The organism is Xanthocytophaga flava (assembly GCF_030068545.1).
GTDB classification, from domain to species: Bacteria; Bacteroidota; Bacteroidia; order Cytophagales; family 172606-1; genus Xanthocytophaga; species Xanthocytophaga flava.
In genome coordinates this window covers 63566-82848 of record NZ_JASJOR010000015.1, presented here as the reverse complement: position 1 = coordinate 82848, position 19283 = coordinate 63566, and the positions used below count along the sequence as shown (strand labels likewise).

At 40.8% G+C, this 19283-nt stretch carries 11 protein-coding genes; 10 read left to right on the top strand and 1 reads right to left on the bottom strand.

Annotation, left to right across the window (positions count from 1 at the left end; all coding sequences use genetic code 11):
• The first annotated feature begins 19 nt into the window (after nt 1–19).
• From QNI15_RS21450 to QNI15_RS21405, 10 genes are all read left to right on the top strand, one after another.
• The gene (locus QNI15_RS21450) at nt 20–1408 is read left to right on the top strand and encodes a SusD/RagB family nutrient-binding outer membrane lipoprotein (RefSeq protein ID WP_314033426.1); all 1389 of its coding nucleotides are present in this window, start codon (nt 20–22) and stop codon (nt 1406–1408) included.
• Nucleotides 1409–1572: 164 nt separating this feature from the next.
• Nucleotides 1573–3066, top strand: a complete 1494-nt coding sequence (locus QNI15_RS21445; RefSeq protein WP_314033425.1) for a hypothetical protein — start codon at nt 1573–1575, stop codon at nt 3064–3066.
• A 170-nt stretch (nt 3067–3236) separates the two neighbouring features.
• Nucleotides 3237–4316, top strand: a complete 1080-nt coding sequence (locus QNI15_RS21440; protein WP_314033506.1) for a glycoside hydrolase family 26 protein — start codon at nt 3237–3239, stop codon at nt 4314–4316.
• Between the two features lie 916 nt (nt 4317–5232).
• On the top strand, nt 5233–8430 hold the full coding sequence (locus QNI15_RS21435) for a SusC/RagA family TonB-linked outer membrane protein (RefSeq protein WP_314033424.1): 3198 nt from the start codon (nt 5233–5235) through the stop codon (nt 8428–8430).
• 17 nt (nt 8431–8447) lie between these two features.
• Nucleotides 8448–10082, top strand: coding sequence for a RagB/SusD family nutrient uptake outer membrane protein (locus QNI15_RS21430; RefSeq protein WP_314033423.1), 1635 nt, complete (start codon nt 8448–8450; stop codon nt 10080–10082).
• 52 nt (nt 10083–10134) lie between these two features.
• Nucleotides 10135–11379: a glycan-binding surface protein gene (locus QNI15_RS21425; RefSeq protein WP_314033422.1), complete on the top strand. Its 1245-nt coding sequence runs from the start codon at nt 10135–10137 to the stop codon at nt 11377–11379.
• A gap of 128 nt (nt 11380–11507) precedes the next feature.
• Nucleotides 11508–13445, top strand: a complete 1938-nt coding sequence (locus QNI15_RS21420) for a T9SS type A sorting domain-containing protein (protein ID WP_314033421.1) — start codon at nt 11508–11510, stop codon at nt 13443–13445.
• Nucleotides 13446–13523: 78 nt separating this feature from the next.
• Entirely contained in the window at nt 13524–15932 is a 2409-nt protein-coding gene (locus tag QNI15_RS21415) for a glycoside hydrolase family 31 protein (RefSeq protein ID WP_314033420.1), read from the top strand.
• 161 nt (nt 15933–16093) lie between these two features.
• Nucleotides 16094–16687: an SGNH/GDSL hydrolase family protein gene (locus tag QNI15_RS21410; protein WP_314033419.1), complete on the top strand. Its 594-nt coding sequence runs from the start codon at nt 16094–16096 to the stop codon at nt 16685–16687.
• A gap of 63 nt (nt 16688–16750) precedes the next feature.
• On the top strand, nt 16751–17494 hold the full coding sequence (locus QNI15_RS21405) for an esterase family protein (RefSeq protein WP_314033418.1): 744 nt from the start codon (nt 16751–16753) through the stop codon (nt 17492–17494).
• On the opposite strand, the gene QNI15_RS21400 is transcribed toward QNI15_RS21405, so the two are convergent.
• The gene (locus QNI15_RS21400) at nt 17486–19219 is read right to left on the bottom strand and encodes a tetratricopeptide repeat-containing sensor histidine kinase (RefSeq protein ID WP_314033417.1); all 1734 of its coding nucleotides are present in this window, start codon (nt 19217–19219) and stop codon (nt 17486–17488) included. The two genes, QNI15_RS21405 and QNI15_RS21400, sit on opposite strands and share 9 nt — an antisense overlap.
• Between the last annotated feature and the right edge of the window lie 64 nt (nt 19220–19283).

Sequence of the window (19283 nt, the reverse complement as noted above, 5' to 3'; positions counted from 1 at the left end):
CCTAATCTGAAAATACACAATGAAATATATAAAGCTTTCTTTGGTTGCTGCTTTCCTGATCATTTGTACAGGATGTGATAAGTACCTTGATGTAAATAGTAACCCTAATAATCCTGAAGATGTGCAGGAAAAACTAATCCTATCTCCTGTGGAGTATAATCTTGCGCAAGGTGTTGTTGGGGGATGGGCTAGTGTACATGTGAATCACTTTATGCAGACGGTAGCACTGAATCAGCCAGTGCCTAATGTGGGTACCTATCTGCTGGCCAATACAGACGAAAACGATACCTGGTATTATCTCTATACGATCTGTCTGCAAAACCTGCATTTGCTCAATACTAAAGCTGAAGCAAACAGCAATTTGAAGTATGCAGGTATTGCCAAGATTCTGACAGCTTATTGCCTGGGATATGGAACTACCTTATGGGGTGATATTCCCTACTCAGAGGCATTTGCAGGTAGCGCAAATTTCTATCCTACCTATGATAGTCAGGAAGATATTTACAAAACTATTCAGGATTTATTGGATAAAGGTATTGCCAATCTTGAAGCAGGGACTGGACTGACGCCTGGAAGCGATGACTATTTGTATAACGGAGATGCTGACAAATGGATACGGGCAGCCTTCACATTAAAGGCCCGTTATTATATGCACTTAACCAAAGCTCCAGGGTATAATGCTACTACACAGGCAGGTTTGGCCCTGGCCGCTTTGGAAAAGGGGATGCAGTCAAACGATGATGATCTGGAATTTCCTTATCCGGGAGGGGCTGGTACACAAAATCGCTGGTATTCGAATTTTCTACCTGTAGAAACAATGATCATGTCTGCTCATACAGTAGATCTGTTAAAAGATCGTCAGGACCCACGTATTTCAAAGCTGGTTGCACTTTCAGAAGAAGACGGTGTATACAGAGGACGTGAGATAGGAACAGAAGGGATTGGTAGTCTGGGATCTTATTCAATAGGAGGTGCATTTTATGCAGGAGAAGCATCCTCATTGGTTCTGATCAACTATCGTGAGGCTTTATTTCTGAAGGCAGAAGCTGATTTGCTTACAGATGGTTATGCTGCTGCTCAGGAATCCTATACGGCTGCCATTCAGGCAGATATGTCTAAGCTAGGAGTATCCAATTCATCGGCAGCGTATCTGGCAAGTAGAGGCACCTTGACTGCCAGCAATGCGCTGGAGCGGATTATGGAAGAGAAAAGTATTGCCAATATTTTCTCAGTGGAAGTATTCAGTGACTGGAGACGCACGGGGTATCCTGCTATTAGTTTGGTGCCACATGCCTTGTTTCCTTCAATTCCCAGAAGATTAATCTATCCAAACTCTGAAATTTCAACAAACCCTCAGCCACAACAAAGTGCAACGTTGAAAGATCGTGTATGGAGTGACCCTCAATAAGGGACTATTTATAGGTATTATTTTGAAAAGGTTGTCATATCTATGACAACCTTTTTTATTCTGTTAAAGCAATTCGGATAGAGTGTGAAATGATTTTCTATGATGGTGAATGTTTTGTATTTTATTGAATTAAATTGAGTCATAATTATCATTTAAACAGAGATATGACTCAAATTGTTTTCTCCTGGATAAAGGTAGTATGCATTTTAGTAATGGTAAGTATTGGAACATTAAAGCCGTTAATGGCGCAAATAGAAAATGTGCTTCAACTGCATCCACAAAATCCACACTATTTTTTGTACCAGAATAAGCCAATGGTTCTGGTAGGTTCAGGAGAACATTATGGCTCTATCATTAATCTTGATTTTGATTATAAAACATATTTGAGAACTATCTCTCAGAAAGATTTCAATGTGACAAGAGTGTTTATGGGGGCCTATGTGGAGAAACTGGGAGATTTTGGAATCACCCGAAACAATATAGCACCACAAGAAGGCCGATTACTCTTACCCTGGGCACGAAGTAAGACACCTGGTTATGTATTAGGCGGAAATAAATTTGATCTCACTGTTTGGGATGATGCCTATTTTACCCGATTGAAAGAATTTATGACGGAAGCAACCCGACTGGATATTATTGTAGAGATCAATCTTTTTTCCTCCTATTATGAGGATGGGTGGAGATACAGTGCATTTAACAGAAGCAACAATATCAATCAGACAGACACCATTGTTTCTAAATCGGTAAATACATTGGCTAATGGAAATATTCTGAAGCATCAGGAAATGTATGTACGTAAACTGGTTCAGGAACTACAGCCATTCGGAAATTTTTATTTTGAGATTCAGAACGAACCCTGGTGGGATCAATCCGAAGAGACCGTAGTATGGAATGAATATGGAAGTGCTAAAGACTGGTTTACGCAGATTCAGATTGTATCACAAAAGTCCAGAGAATGGCAAGCGAGAGTAGCAGATTGGATTAGAGAAGAAGAACGAAAACTTGTTATTAAGCCACATCTGATCTCACAAAATGTAAGTAACTTTTATTATCCGGTGGCTGACACAGATGCCAATGTATCTATCTTTAATTTTCATTATGCTTTGCCTAAAGCTGTAACTGATAACTATTATCTGAATAAAGTGGTTGGTTTTAATGAAACCGGATTTGCTGGTAGAGAAGACAAAACCTATCGTCGGCAGGCTTGGCGATTTTTAATGGCAGGTGGCGGGTTATTCAATCATTTGGATTATTCATTTTCCGTTGGAAATGAAACCGGACGAGATACTTCCTATAAAGCTCCAGGTGGAGGAAGTTCTACACTTCGTAAACAATTGAGTGTATTGAAACACTTTTTTGATAGGATAGGATTTATCAATTTATCGCCGGATGCCTCTGTAGTTCAAACCGCTCCTGGTGCCATCTCTTATGCATTGAGTGATAGAAAATCACAATGGGTAATCTACTGGGAGTCTATTACTTCTTCTATTTATGATCTCACAATTAATCTCCCTAGGGGTATTTATGAAGCGGAATGGTTTGATGTAACCACAGGGAAATCCATACAGAAAGTTTCTGTTGGAAACGGTAAGCTATCTGTTCCTGGTAATGGCGAAGATAGGGTAGTGGTGATACGTAAAATCTCTGCGGGTAAGTAGAGATTTTAATAAGGTTTTATATTTGTAGCGTCAGAGGTATAGCTACCTATGTTGATTTATCAAACTATTCTCTTATTATTCTCTTCATGAAATCAAAGGTGATAAAACGGAACTCTTTCGCATTTTTCTTTGCTTTGGGCATTGTCGGCATATTTAGTAGCAGCTTTCAGATGCTATTTGGACATAAAGTGAAGCTGGTAGATTCGAAAGCCACAAAAGAAACTCAGGCTTTATTTGTAAATCTGAAGCAACTGTCCAAAGAACATACCTTGTTTGGGCATATGCATGCCACAGAGTATGGGCATGGATGGTCGGGCGACCCAGATCGTTCGGATGTGAAGTCTGTAAGTGGATCTCACCCTGCTGTAATAGGAGTTGACTTCAGTGGTTTATCAGGATGGCCTGATGAGGTTGTCACTAAGAATAAAGAATTGTTGCGAAAACATATTGTGGATACCTATAATAGAGGAGGAGTGGTTACGGTAGCCTGGCACTTTAACAATCCGGTTACGCCAACCAGTTTTTACTGGAAAGATTCTGTGTCTGCCCCTGCTGTAAAAGATATTATTCCTGGAGGATCACACCATGAGTCCTATAAAAAGATATTGCAGACAATTGCAGACCTGGCAAATACAAGTCGTGGGAAAGATGGAAAACTGGTGCCAATGATCTTTCGACCCTACCACGAGTTTGATGGAGATTGGTTTTGGTGGGGTAAAAGCCATTGTTCACAAAGCGAATTTGTGTCTCTGTGGCGTTTCACAGTGGCCTATTTGCGGGATGATCTAAAGGTGCATAACTTCCTGTATGCATTCTCTCCTGATTGTAAGTTCAATACTGAGGCAGAGTTTCTGGAGCGATACCCCGGAGATGAATGGGTTGATCTGGTAGGTATGGATGATTATGCTGATTTTGGGCGTGATGGTCATTATAATCTTGATGCTGGTATCCGAAAGTTGAAGGTTATCTCAGATTATGCAAAGAAGAAGGGGAAGATAGCTGCCTTTACAGAGACAGGGCTAGAATCTATTCCTAATCCTACCTGGTGGACTGAAACATTGCTGAAAGCTATGAAAACAAAAGACATGGAACTCGCCTATGTATTGGTTTGGCGAAACGATACACAAAGCCCTACTCATTACTATGCTCCGTATCCCGGACATTCCAGTGTACCTGACTTTCTGAAGTTTTATCAGGACCCTTATACCTTATTTGAGAAAGACCTAAAGAATATATACACGTTGAAATAACAAGGTTCATGTAGTCTGTCTCATTATTAGTATATGAATCATTTCGAATTTTGAGTAAAGGATGTCATTGAGGAAGTAATAACAAATGTCACAAAGAGAGTTACGATGCCTTCAATCGTGTGTGGTAGTGTAGGTGCGCTGGCCTTCTTTCTGCCGCGAGGTTGGCCTTTGGCCTTGCGGGCTGAAGGATCGGCAGAAAGTGTCCTTTTTTGCTTCGTTTTTTGGACAAGCAAAAAATGAAGAGGTCAGTGGAAGAATAATGCAAGGGGCTATAAACAAATGAGGAGAGGGATTCTTAAAAATTAACCCAAGCCTACATTTTAAAACATAGACTTGGGTTTTACTCTCATCTAAAATTTGGGATAACTCATGTATTTTTCTGCCTTTGGCCAATAATTCCTACAAGCTTCCTTACAACTGTATTTGTAGATCAATAGATAAAACAAATCCAAGGAAAAAGATTTCTATTCTTATGCTTTTTCTTCTCCCGAAGAGATGATTAACTGTCTTCTTAGTAAAAAAACTGCCTTCAGATCCTGTATAAAGCCTTTTATTTTAAAAACTCAGGGTTTTCCCTGAGTTTTATTTTCAGGGATTTTCCCCGATGTGTAAAGTGCAATTGTAACATAAATTTGTACCATTAATTGAGGGTATAAACGTTGATAAGAAACTGATATTTTCCCGGCCACTGGCATTGTCAGTATAGAGCCGGGACTTTATCCTATTCATTCCTGCAGCGATGTACCAACCTTAATCGCATCAGACACTACTTTACTCCACAAAATGTCTGGTATCACACCCGAACGGATACACTGTATGCTCAAGCTATGATCGGTACTTCATTAAGCGGTTTCAATTCCTGAAATGCAAGACCGTTTTACCCATTCAATCATATTATCAAATGAACACCTTTATTATGACGAAACTATTTACACACTCTAATTCTGGAATCAGGAGTCTTTTGTCTCTTCCCCCCGGTTATTATCGGATCTCATGGGTTTTTCTTCTGATTGTTCTGTCTGTGATTTTTTCCGAAGTACAGGCACAATCTACCAAGAGAACCATCAAAGGATCTATCCAGTCTGCGATGGATAACAAAGAAATTCCGGGTGCCAGTGTTCTTGTAAAAGGAACTGCTATCGGAACTACTACAGACGCCAAAGGGGAATTTGCCATTGAGGCCTCAGATAATGATGTATTGGTTATTTCCTTTATAGGATATGTCACTCAGGAAATCAAAGTAGGCTCGCGTACTACTATTGATGTGCTTTTACCTGAAGACATTTCCATCCTAAATGAAGTAGTTGTTGTGGGATATGGGGAAATGAAACGTACAGATCTGAGTTCTGCTCAGACTACGATCACAGCAAAAGATCTGGAAAAGACAGTGAACACAACCTTGGAGCAGGCTATTCAGGGCCGTGCAGCTAATGTGTACATTACACAAAATACTGGCCAGCCAGGAGGAGGTATTTCTGTAAATATTCGGGGAATAAGTTCAGTGAATGGAACAACCGAACCTTTATATGTCATTGATGGGGTTCAGATATCAGGGGCAGCAGGTGGATCATACGGACAAACAAGTTCTATTAACCCGTTGGCAGGCCTCAATCCAAGTGATATTGAAACTATTGACATTTTACAAGGTCCTTCAGCTACTGCTGTATATGGTTCACGAGGAACAAATGGAGTTGTATTGATTACTACTAAGCGCGGTAAATCTGGCAAAATGAAGGCAGGTTATGCTTTTACTTATTCACTACAGGATCGCCCCAAGTATTTACCAACTCTCAATCTGAGAGAATATGCTGAGATGGTAAATGAATATCGGTCTTTGACGGGCAATACTGCTGTCCCTGAATTTCAGGACCCCTCTTTGCTAGGAGAAGGGACTAACTGGCAAAAAGAGTTATTCCGCCAATCTCCTTTAGTAAAACATCAGTTAAGCTTAAGCGGAGGAAACGATAAGACTACCTATTATATGTCGGGCGAGTATTTCAAGCAGGAAGGTGTGGTGGCTGGATCTGGCTTTGATCGATATGCCTTCCGATTGAATATAGACAATCAAACGCGCAAATGGCTAAAATTAAGTACTAATATTGCTCTGAACCAGACCAAGGATAAAGTTAACTCCACACAAAATGATCTGATTAGCATTGCTATAGAGCAGGCTCCCAATATAGCCGTACGTAATGCGGATGGTAGTTGGGGCGGACCTATAAATGCACAGTTCTCTACATCCAATCCGATTGCCTTGGCGAGCCTAATTGATAACCGGATTCGCAGAATGAATGCGCTGGGAGGTATCAGCGCAGATATCAATATCTGGAAAGGATTGGTATTTCGTACCTCATTGAATGGAAATGCTCAGTTTAGCAATGGGTATACATTTACCCCTACTTATAGAATGGGTAGTATTACAAATAATACAGCTGTTTCTCAAAAGACTGCTGGAAACTCACTTTACTGGAACTGGAACCAGTTAGTACAATACAACACACAAATTAAGAAACACTCTATTGGATTGATGGTGAGCCATGAAGCTCAGGAAAGCTGGTATGAATCATTATCTGGTACTCGTTCAGGATTCCTAACTAATAGCCAGACAGAATTAAATTTAGGAGATGCAAAAACAGCTCTTAATAATGGTTCTAAGGGGAGTTGGGCTATGGAATCATATCTTGGACGTTTAAACTATTCGTTTGCTGATAAATATTATTTCCAGGCTGCTTTCAGAGCAGATGGCTCTATCAATTTTGGAGCTAATAAACGCTGGGGTTATTTCCCATCGGCTTCAGTTGCATGGCGTATTTCACAAGAAGGCTTTATGAAAAGTATTCCAGTGGTAAATGAGTTAAAACTTCGGTTTGAGGCTGGAACTACCGGAAACTCGGGAAATGGACAAGGGTATTTGGCTAAGTTAAATTCTTATACAACTACCTGGGGCGCTGGTTTTCTGGCTGGTAACTACTCAAATGAAAACTTTCAATGGGAGCCTACCCTCACCTATAATTTAGGTCTTAATCTGAGTTTGTTTGACAGCAGAATTCAGATAGATGGTGATGTGTATCTGAGAAAAACGGATAAATTAATTATGATGACACCATTACCATACTATATGGGTACATCTGGGCAGGGATCTATCGCTGCGCCATTTGTCAACCTGGGTGCTATGGAAAATAGGGGGTATGGAGTTACCATTACTACTGTAAATGTTAATAAAAGTGACTTTAGCTGGGGAAGTAGTTTGAATATATCTGGTGTGAGAAATAAGCTGACTGAACTATATTCAGAGAGTGCATATATGGATAGAAAATACTGGTTTATGGTAAACTTCCTGACTCGTTCTCAGATTGGCCAGCCTATATGGCAATTTTATGGGTATGAAAAAGAAGGTATCTTCCAGAATTTAGATGAAGTCAAAAATTCGCCTATCCCTAAAAACAATACAGTGGCACAAAGCAGCACTTGGGTTGGAGATGTAAAATATAAAGATTTGAATGGGGATGGTGTCATCGATGGACAGGATCAAAAAATAATTGGTAATCCTTGGCCTAAGTTCACCGCAGGTTTTACCAACACATTTAACTACAAAGGAATAGAGTTGATGGTATTACTGACTGCATCCTATGGCAATCAGATCTTTAACTATGTACGATTCAAAAATGAAAATGTTACCCGTATTAATGTTGGTCGTAACCTTCTGAAAGGAGCGACAGACTATGCTCGCCTGGCAACAGATGCAGAAGGAAACCCTTATGTATCGAATGCAGGAACTACCCATCCCCGTGTTGTAGCAAGTGATGCCAATGGTAATGGAGATAGAGCTACATCAGATTATATAGAAGATGGATCCTATCTGCGTGTTAAAAATGTGCAGCTTAGTTATTCTCTACCCAAATCGCTTTACTCAAGAATTTCAGGATTAGACGGAGTTCGTATAGCACTGGGTGTTCAGAACTTAGCCACTTTTACCAAATACAAAGGGTATGATCCAGAGGTAGGCGCCTATGTAGGAAATGGCTCAGACCCTAACAGTACAGTAACAGGTGTAGATTATGGTCGTTATCCACTGACTCGTATGTATACTTTTAACCTCGGTATTGATTTCTAATTCTGATTTCTATGTTTATGAAAAATATTCACAAGTTTATATATCCGGCTTTTACTGTATTTGTATTCTTGCTATCAGGTTGTAGCAAAGATTTTCTGGAAAGAACGCCTCTTGACTCGATTGTAGACGAAAATTATTATCAGACAGATGAACAAGTGCTGATGGGAACGGCCGCACTGTATAATATTGTCTGGTTTGACTATAACGACAAAGCATCCTTTGCTGTTGGAGATGCACGGGGTGGTACCTTATTTTCAGGTTCTAGCTGGACTTCTCATGTGCGTTTTACCACCTCCTCTACCGAAGATGAGGTACTATACAGCTGGAGAGCCTTCTTTAATACAATCGGACAATGTAATACGATTATCCGAAATGTCAATAAGTTTGCGGGAGCCGCAGTATCTGAATCCATTAAAAAACATGCGATTGCAGAAGCTCGTTTTATGCGTGGCCTGGCCTATTCCTATCTGGTACGTAATTACCAGGCTGTTCCCATCATTACAGATAACACTGCATTACTAACAGACACAACACTTACACGTAATACAGTAGCGTCTGTTTGGGAATTTATTATCCGGGATTTCAGATATGCTGCCCAAAATCTTCCTGCTATCCCTGTCGCGAAAGGGCGTATCACAAAATGGTCTGCTGAAGGAATGTTAGCCAAAATGTTTCTGACAAGAGCAGGTTTAAATCACTCTGAAGGTAGCCGTGACCAGACAGATCTGGATAGTGCCAGATACTATGCCAAAGATGTAATTGATAATAGTGGGGCTAAACTGGTAGCAAACTATGCAGACTTATTTAAAACTGCCAATAATAACAATATAGAGAGTTTGTTTGCCTTACAGTGGGTGTACAATGGTGAATGGGGAACACAAAATACATTACAGGCTTATATGGCATTTAATTCCTCCATTACAGGTTTTTCGGATGGATGGGGTATAGATCATGGCGCCACTGCTGACATTCTGAAAGAATACGAGGCTGCAGATTCCATTCGTAGAAAAGCCACCTTTATGTTTCCAGGTGACAGATACAATTATATCCATCAGATTGTTACCAATCCGGATGGTACACAAAGCATAGAAGAACTGGTGGTAACAAATGGGAATCGTGCCAACGTGAAGAAATATGTAGTGGGATTGGCGTCCGATAATGATGGCAGAGTTGCTAATATGAGTACAGCTATCAATACCTATATGTTACGTCTGGCAGAAGTATACCTGATCTATGCAGAAGCTGTTATGGGGAATGCAAACGCTACCAGTGACGCAGAAGCACTTAAGTATTTTAATGCTGTACGTACCAGAGCCGGACTCGCAGCCAAGACATCCATCACATTTGATGATATTTTTCATGAAAAGCGTATTGAGTGTGCTATGGAGGGGGTACAATGGTATGAGTTTGTGCGGTTGTACTACTTCAATCCTACCAAAGCACTGACTATACTCAGCAACATGGACAAAGGGAACTATACCATTACACATGTACAAGGCTCTGTTCCTCCCAAATGGAATATTACTTACAATCCAGTTCGTTATAGTGTAGATGCTGCTCACTTCTTCCTTCCTTATCCGGAAGTTGAACTTACGCAGGCTCCCAATCTACGTAAAGAACCTGTTCCTTATACATTTACAGAGGATTTGTAGACTTACTATTCCTTTGATTGACTGTTTCACAGACTGTAATTTATACGCTAACATGAAAAATATATCTATTCATATACGAACACTCCTGTATTGGAGTGTTCTGCTCACCATCACTGTGTCTTTAAATGCCTGTAAGGATGAAGAACTGGGCGCACCTGTTGTCAAACAAGTTCGAATGCTCAATCCTGCAACAAAAGACAGCACATTTACGCAGACATATCCAGGTACACTGATTGCTATTCAGGGGGAAAATTTAGCTAATGCAAAAAATATCTATTTTAACGATTATAACGCATCTTTTAATCCGGTTTATAATACCAACCAAACCATCATCATAACTATCCCGGCAGAGGCTCCTACAGAAGCGACAGAATCTTCTGTATCCAATACATTACGGATTGTTACTACCCACGGTGAGACTACTTTTTCCTTTACCTTATTACCTCCTAAGCCTGTTATCAGTGGTATTTACAATGAAAATGGGCTTCCCGGATCGAAGATGACTATTGCAGGAGCTAATTTTTATCTGGTAGAGAAAATCACTTTTCCTGGTAATGTGGAGATAACAGAGTTTACCGTATCAGAAGATGCAGAGTCTATTGAAGTAACAATTCCTGCTTCGTTGGCAACAAGTGGATCTGTGAAGGTGACTACGAAATATGGAGATGTAGAATCCAGTGCACCTATTAATTATTATACTGGCTCTGGTGTACTATGTAATTTTGATGATATCAATACACTGATCTGGGGATGTGCCACTTCCAATGATGAGACTAAATTTCCAGGAGGTCATGGCAATTATGCATTGATGGAATTTGCGGGTATTGGGGCTGGTGATGGTGGCTGGTGGAACACTAACCGATCCATTAATACCGGCTCTACTCAGTGGGTAAGTGCCGAAAATATGAATGATGGGATTGCCAGCTATTCTTTGAAGTTTGAAATCTATATCAAAGAAGAATGGAAAGTGGGAAGTATTTTGATTGCGAAAGATGGTAACTGGAACAACTATATGGCTCGTTATGCTCCCTGGAGTGGAGGTGATAATAGTTCAAGTAGTACTGCTTATACGACCACTACCGGTTGGCATACAGTAACTATTCCTCTCACAGATTTTAAGAAAACCAAAAATGGTTCGTATGATGATAGTGGTAGCGCACCAACTTCTCTTACTCAAGTGCTGGGTGAATCGGGAGCTGGTGGTATCAACTTCTACTTCGTTAATGATGGAAGTGAGGCTGTAAAGACATTTTCTGCAGCAGTAGATAATATCAGGGTAGTTAAAAATATCCAGTAATACATTCAGTCTTTGGATCTGCATGATAAACGTTTGTCCTGTTGTAGAGAATACGTGCTATAACAGGACATTTTTATATGATCGGATCTGAATACCTATTGTTTTAGTACCATACAAATCAGTTGAATATGAATAAACTATACATAGTGTGGAGTTGGGCTTTGCTGACTTGCTGGAACGTTACTGCTCAGAATACAGCAGGAGTCTTTTTGCATAACTTTAAAAATAAGACAGCTACTGCACCAGCCTACGAGGTAATAAACTTTCCGCAGGGTACACCAGCTTCTGTTTTTACCATAGATTTTGCTGATACGGTTGCTAAGGTATCTGATTACATATATGGAACAAACGCCAATCAGTATTCTGGTACATACAATCAGGAGGCCAAGTTGGTTGATTATATTCAAAAGCTTAATCCTCAAATCATTCGCTATCCGGGAGGATTACATAGTGACGAATACTTCTGGAATGTTGAATGGGACTGGAATCTGCAACAACCCAATGGTGCTTCCGGAGGATGGTTTAAAAATTTGCCCACGGATCTTCCTGCACAGATGATTAAGTCTGGAGCGACGATTAGCACTGCGGTTTCTGGATATTGGACACCTGGAAAAGGGTACTGGACGTTTGGATTGGATGACTACTATGACTTTCTGGCAAAAACCAGCACGGAAGGTTTAATCACAGTAAATTATGGATATGCCCGATATGGCACAGGTCTTACACCTGTACAAACTGCTGCCCATCTGGCTGCTGATTGGGTCCGTTATGATAAAGGACGTACAAAGTTCTGGGAAATTGGTAATGAGAATTTGTATACATGGTCTGGTAGCTATAAGATCATAACTTCCCAGAATAAGGATGGACAACCGGAAATTCTCACTCCGGAACTGTATGGGAAACACTGTCAGGTGTTTATTGACTCTATGCAAAAGGCCGCCTCAGAAATAGGGGCTGTCATCTATATTGGAGTACAAAACGATGAAGGTGTTTTGGCAGGAGTAGGAAATAAAGCGGACTGGTATGTAGATCATACTTATTTTACCAATTTTCAGGAGAACTCCACAGTGTCAACCATTCTCAACTCGGTAGAGAACGAAGTTCAGAAATATGCCAATAGAACAGTGTCAGAATCGCAAAAGTGGGGTGTACCTGTAAAAGCTTCTACCCTTACAGAATGGAACATCTTTGCTGAAGGCTCAAAACAGGCTGCTTCGTATGTTAACGGTATGCATGCGGTACTGGTTTTGGGTGAAATGATCAAACACAAGTATGGTATGGCAAACCGATGGAATATTGCCAATGCATGGGGAAACGGAGACGACATGGGAATGTTTGGTCGGGGTGATGATACAGATGGAAGCAATGCACTATGGAATCCGCGTGCGCCTTTTTACTACATGTATTATTTCCAGAAGTTCTTTGGTGATCATATGGTAAAAACAACGCGTACATCCGGAGACGGAAATGTAGTCGTGTATGCTTCTACATTTAGCTCAGGTGAGGCAGGTATCGTGATTGTAAATAAAGGGCAGACAGATCAACTGATAAAGCTAACGCCGCAAAACTTCATTACTCCAGATCGATATTATCTCTATGGCCTGACTGGTGGAACAGGCAATGGAAATTTTTCATTGCAAGTACTTGTCAATGGCGCAGGACCCACACAAACATCTATTGGAGGACCTATTGATAAACTGGAAGCGATTAAAGCAAAGCTTGTTCCGCTCTCAGATCAGATCCAGGTGTCGGTTCCTAAACTGTCTGTACAATATATTCTACTGGAAAAAGGAGATGATCCCATACTGGGAACACAGCTTTATGAAGATCCTTCTTTGATTGTTTATCCCAATCCAGCACAAAAAAGCATACAGATTCAATGGGAGCAGAATACCTATCACAAAGTTGAAGTGCTAAATATGTTGGGACAAGTAGTATACCAACAAGCTGTTCCAGCAGGTTTCAGACAAATCCATATCACTTCTGAGTTGCCCTCTGGTGTATATTCTATCCGGTTAACAGGTGCAAAGGGTGTTGTACTGCGTAAGCTTGTCTCTCAACAATAACTCTATCTTCTAAAGAGGTTCCATTAGAGCAAACAGAAAAACAAACACAATCTTTACTTATTATTCTATTACCTATTTATGGAAAAGCCAGTGAAAAGAAACCGGTTTCGGTTTATTGCAGGCGTTTTTGCATTGATGAGTAGTCCATTAGTCAATGCACAGACTCCTTTTATTCTCAATGACCCCGTTGATATTAGCAAAGACTTTAAAGAGTATACCAATACATACTTTCTGGCCGATAATCTCAAGACCTTTGATCCGGCATCCCTATCGGGTTCCATAACCTGGAAGCGGGCCAGATACACTACCCGACATGCGTTTGATAATACGATGTCTGGTTTAGACTTGGCACCCCAGAATGAGTTTCCAGGTATTGAATACGCAGCTGATCCGGTACTTCCATTCTCTATTCAGTTTGTATCACCCAAAACTATTCGGATTCGTGCCACATCCGGACCTCAATACCATAAAAGCGAACCTTCACTCATGCTGGTAAAAGAACCAGCGACTGATAAATCGTGGCAATATGCTAAAGTAGCAGGTGGACATCAATACAAAAGTGCCTTCGGACGAATTGTAATTAAAGAAAATCCCTGGAAAATAGAAGTGTGGGATGCACAGGGACGGTTGTTAACACAAACACGTCATCAGACAGACGGAAAGAGTTCATTTACTCCAACTTTACCCTTTTCATTTGTGCGAAGGGCTTCTGATTATTCCCGAAGTATAGCTGCTGTATTTTCGCTGATGCCTGATGAAAAGATCTATGGCTGTGGAGAGTCGTTTACAAAACTGAATAAGTATGGACAGAAAGTGGTATTATGGGCAGATGATGTGAATGGAGTAGAGACCAACGAGATTTATAAGCCTGTTCCTTTCTTTATGAGTAGTCGTGGGTATGGTATGTTTATGCATACATCGTCACCAATTACCTGTGATTTCGGAGCTACCTTTAATGCCAACAATGCGTTGATGATTGGGGATGATGAACTGGATCTGTTTGTGTTTTTGGGAGAGCCCAAAGATATTCTGGATGAGTATACCAACCTGACAGGCAAGGCTGCTATGCCTCCCTTATGGTCATTTGGATTGTGGATGAGCCGCATTACCTATTTCTCCGAAGAAGATGGTCGTAAGGTTGCGAAACAATTGCGTGAGAATAAAATCCCATCAGATGTTATTCACTTTGATACAGGCTGGTTTGAAACAGACTGGCGTTGCGACTACCAGTTTGCACCTTCCCGTTTTAAAGATCCTGTTGGGATGATTCAGGACCTGAAGAAACAAGGTTTTCATACTTGCTTATGGCAACTGCCTTATTTTGTACCCAAGAACAAACTATTTACTGAAATTGTAGACAAAGGACTGGCTGTCAAAGATGGCAAAGGCAATATCCCTTACGAAGATGCAGTGCTGGATTTTACTAACCCGAGTACCATTCAATGGTATCAGGACAAGATAGGAGGTTTATTAAAACAGGGTGTAAGTGCTATTAAAGTTGATTTTGGTGAAGCGGCCCCTTTGAATGGTGTTTACTCCAATGGGCGTACTGGTTTTTATGAGCATAACTTGTACCCTTTGCGTTATCAAACGGCTGTAGCAGATATTACCAAACGGATCAATAATGAAAACATCATCTGGGCAAGAAGTTCATGGGCTGGTAGTCAACGTTTTCCGTTGCACTGGGGGGGGGATGCTGAATCGACAGATATGGGTATGGAGTCCGAACTGAGAGGTGGACTATCATTGGGGCTGTCCGGGTTTTCATTCTGGAGTCATGATGCCGGTGGTTTCACCACCAAAACACCGGAAGAACTCTATCGCCGGTGGTTGCTAATGGGACTCTTCTCTTCGCATACTCGCTGCCATGGACAAGCACCTAAGGAACCATGGGAGTATGGTAAAAATTTTAATGATTACTTTCGTAAGGCAACGGAAATGCGGTATAAGTTAATGCCGTATATCTATGCACAGGCAAAGCAGGCAACAGAAAAAGGATTACCTGTATTACGAGCTTTGTTTGTTGAATTTCCGAATGATCCGGGAGCATGGCAGGTTGACAACGAGTATTTGTTTGGTTCGGAGATGTTGGTGGCACCGCTATTTGAAAGCGGTTTGCGTAGCCGTAATGTATATCTGCCACAAGGTCAGTGGATCGACTACCAGACAGGTAAAGTATATGCAGGTGGCTGGCATACCATTGAGGCAGGAGAACTGGATATTATCCTACTGGTGCGTGATGGAGCTATGTTACCACATATCAAACTGGCGCAATCTACCGCTGAGATGGATTGGACAAATCTGGATCTGGTAGTGTATTCTGCCAACGGAAACACTGCAAAGGGGATAGTTTGTTTGCCAACTGACAATGTGGTGAAAACGGTAAACCTGACCAAGAAAGGAAATGCCTTCGCAGTGGATAAAGATCCTCTTAATGGGAGAGTGAAGTGGAAAGTAAAATATTATACAGAGTTATCCGTTAAATAAGTTGAGCAGAAGTACATATTATACCCCAGGGAGTTATCTATGATAATTGCTCTGGGGTTTTTAGCTATTTTTCTATACTCTTTTGTGAGAAACGGTTTTTTCATGGAGCTATTGTTTGTCAATAATGTAACTTTACTGACTGATCAATACGCTATTGAATTATGTTCTGGTTTGAAGATGAAGTAAAATCGCTTGAAAAGAAAAAGTTTCTCGATCCTCTTAAAAAGAAAATTGTATTTTATGGCAGTTCGTCCATACGGTTGTGGGGGGATATTGCTGCCAGTTTCCCCGATTACAATATTCTGAACCTTGGCTTTGGTGGGTCTACTCTTGCCGCCTGTGCCTGGTATTTTGAACGTGTGGTAGTTCCTTATCATCCGCAAAGTCTGATCATTTATGCAGGGGACAATGATCTGGGTGACGGAAGGCATCCGGAAGAAGTACTATTGTTTTTGGTGGCACTGATGGAAAAGGCCTCACTCTCTCTGAAAGATGCCAATGTTTCCTTTTTGTCTGTCAAACCGAGTATTGCCCGCTGGGATATTATAGACCGTATTCGCTATACCAATCAGATTATACAAAAAGAGATTCATGCCCGTTCCCAATGGCATTACATTGATGTATTCACGCCTATGCTGGATGCCAATGGATATCCCCGAAAAGAACTTTTTCAGGAAGATGGATTACATCTGAGTGTGAAAGGCTATCAGGTATGGCAGGAAGTTATTGGCCAAAATTCACATATTATTTTTTAATGATTCATTAATAATGCGTTAATATACAATTAGTTATATTCGGATGTTAATTTATCCGAAAAAATGAACCGCGAATACCATCAATGGTTTAGTCCACATCTGAACCGCACTATGGAATTATTGGTTCTGGGAACATCCGGAACACGCGTATTGGTATTTCCTGCACGCATGGGGCGATTCTATGATTATGAAGACTGGGGTTTGAGTGAAGTACTGAAGCCACATCTGTGCAATGGAGAGTTACAGTTATTTTGTGTGGATAGCATTGATGGAGAAAGTTTGTATAACTTCTGGGCCGATCCTCCACATCGGATTCGCCGACATCTGGCATATGAGCAGTATGTGCTAAAAGAAGTACTGCCTTTTTCTGAGAAAAAGAATCCCAATTCTTCATTGATCTCACATGGATGTAGCTTAGGTGCTTTTCATGCGGTTAATATTGCCTTCCGGCATCCGCAACTTTTTGACAAAGTGATTGCCTTCAGTGGACGATATGACTTGTCTGTACCTGTAGCAGAGTTTAGCAGTTTATTTGGCGATTACTATGATGAAGAGATCTATTTTAATACCCCCAGTCACTTTCTTTACAATCTGCGGGATGAGTATTGGCTGGAACATCTGCGACAGATGGAGATTGTATTGACCTGTGGCAATGAAGACCCTTTTCTCGAAAATAATCGAGCATTCAGTCAGTTGCTATGGCAAAAACGGATTTGTCATTCCTATTATGAATGGCAGGGACGTGCACATAAACCCCATTACTGGCGTCAGATGATAGGTGTATATTTGCAGGCTCTTTTATGTTAGAGGAATATGAATAGTAACGGAAGTACCTATGGCTGGAGCGGAATTAAGCCATAAAATACCTTGTAGGTATTCTATTCGGGAACGAATATTTCGCCAGCCGCTTCTTTCGGGTGATACAGTTTTTTCATCAAATCCTACCCCATCATCTTCTATTGTGAGGCATAGTATATCTTCCTTCTGATATACAATCTCTAAGAGTATTTCAGAAGCCTCAGCATGTTTGAGGGCATTGGTGAGTAGTTCCTGAACAATTCGGTAAATCATCAGGTTTTTGTCGGGTGTGATAGGAGTAGGAGAACCAAAATGCTGGAAGATAATCTGTGGAGATTCTTCTTTTTGTTTGATAATCAGATCTTCCACAGCACGTATCAAACCGAATTTTTCTAAGGTATTGGGTTGAAGGTTGCCAGAAATGGAACGTACTTCTCCACAGGCATCGTCTATCATCTGGACTACCTTCTCTCTTGACATACTGGGATGCTCTATACACATCTTTATACGGGAGAGAAGGGTACCCACTCCATCATGTAACTCCTGCGAAATACGGGATCGTTCACTTTCCTGGCCTTGTATCAGTGCACTAAGCGTTTCTATCTGAAGGTTCTTTTTAACTTTCTCATCCCGTAACTGATTTAAGTGAACCTGATTGGCTGCAATGTATATGGATGCTCCAGTCAGACATACCGCCAATACAATAATGATGATATAAAATTGCTGCCGGGATTGCAGACGATCCAGTTCTGATTGAGTAAGCTTTTTTTCAAGGGTAGCTTTAGCCAGTTGTTCTTTCTGACGGCCAATAAGCAAATAGTCTTTAAACGAATTGATATCTCGTTCGATTTTGGAATTATAGGCATAGTCAGCAGTTTCCTGCATCCTCAACATATATTGGGTGCTCTTTTCATAATCTTTCAGATCCATATAGGCATATCCCAGACTTCGGTATACCTCTCTGCGTAGTTGCAAAAGTGTGATATTGGATTCGGTTATTTTCAGACTTTCCATAAGGGTAGGGATGGCTTCAGTAAACTGACCCATATCTTTATAGGAACGACCTTTGTAATAGAGAGACAGGGCTTCCAGCCATTCGATATGTGCTTGCCGGGCTATCTGGAGACTTTTATCTGCATAGGCGAGGGCCTTTGCATTGTTAAAAATATGACCATACAAATCAGCCCATGCCGCATCCGTTCTTCCCTGAAATAGTGGGTTTTTTAACTTGTTGTTTAATTGATCTGCTCTTTGCAGCATTTGGGTGGCCTCAGGAATGAGTCCTTCCTGTACATGCACATTGGCTAAATTGATCAGATGTCCAATTTCCTTCTGTGGAATATGGCTTCGTTTGAAGTAGGCTACTGACTGTGTTATATATTCTTTGGCAAACTGACGAAACAAGGGTCTGTCCATAAAGTAGATACCCAACGCTCCCATTGCCTCATAGTAGTTCAATGAGTCACCTTTGAGACGAAACATCTCCATACTATTGCTATAGCTATAGACAGGAGACTCTTCAGGGTCATTCCACTTTTCCTGATTCTTGGCATAGGCAAGATAACAGAATGCTATCCCAAGCGTATCTTTTTGTTGCTGAAAGTCACGAAGCCATCGGATGAGTTCTTCCTGATTGTAATTCTTTTCGGGATCAGGATAAGGGGGCTGAGCAATAGCTACACAGTACAGGAAAATTCCACAACTTATACCTATAAGCAGAACGATCCTCCTCATAAAGTGAAAATAAAAGATTAAATTTTTTGGTGAAAATATTATATTTTTGCCAGCTTTCTACACT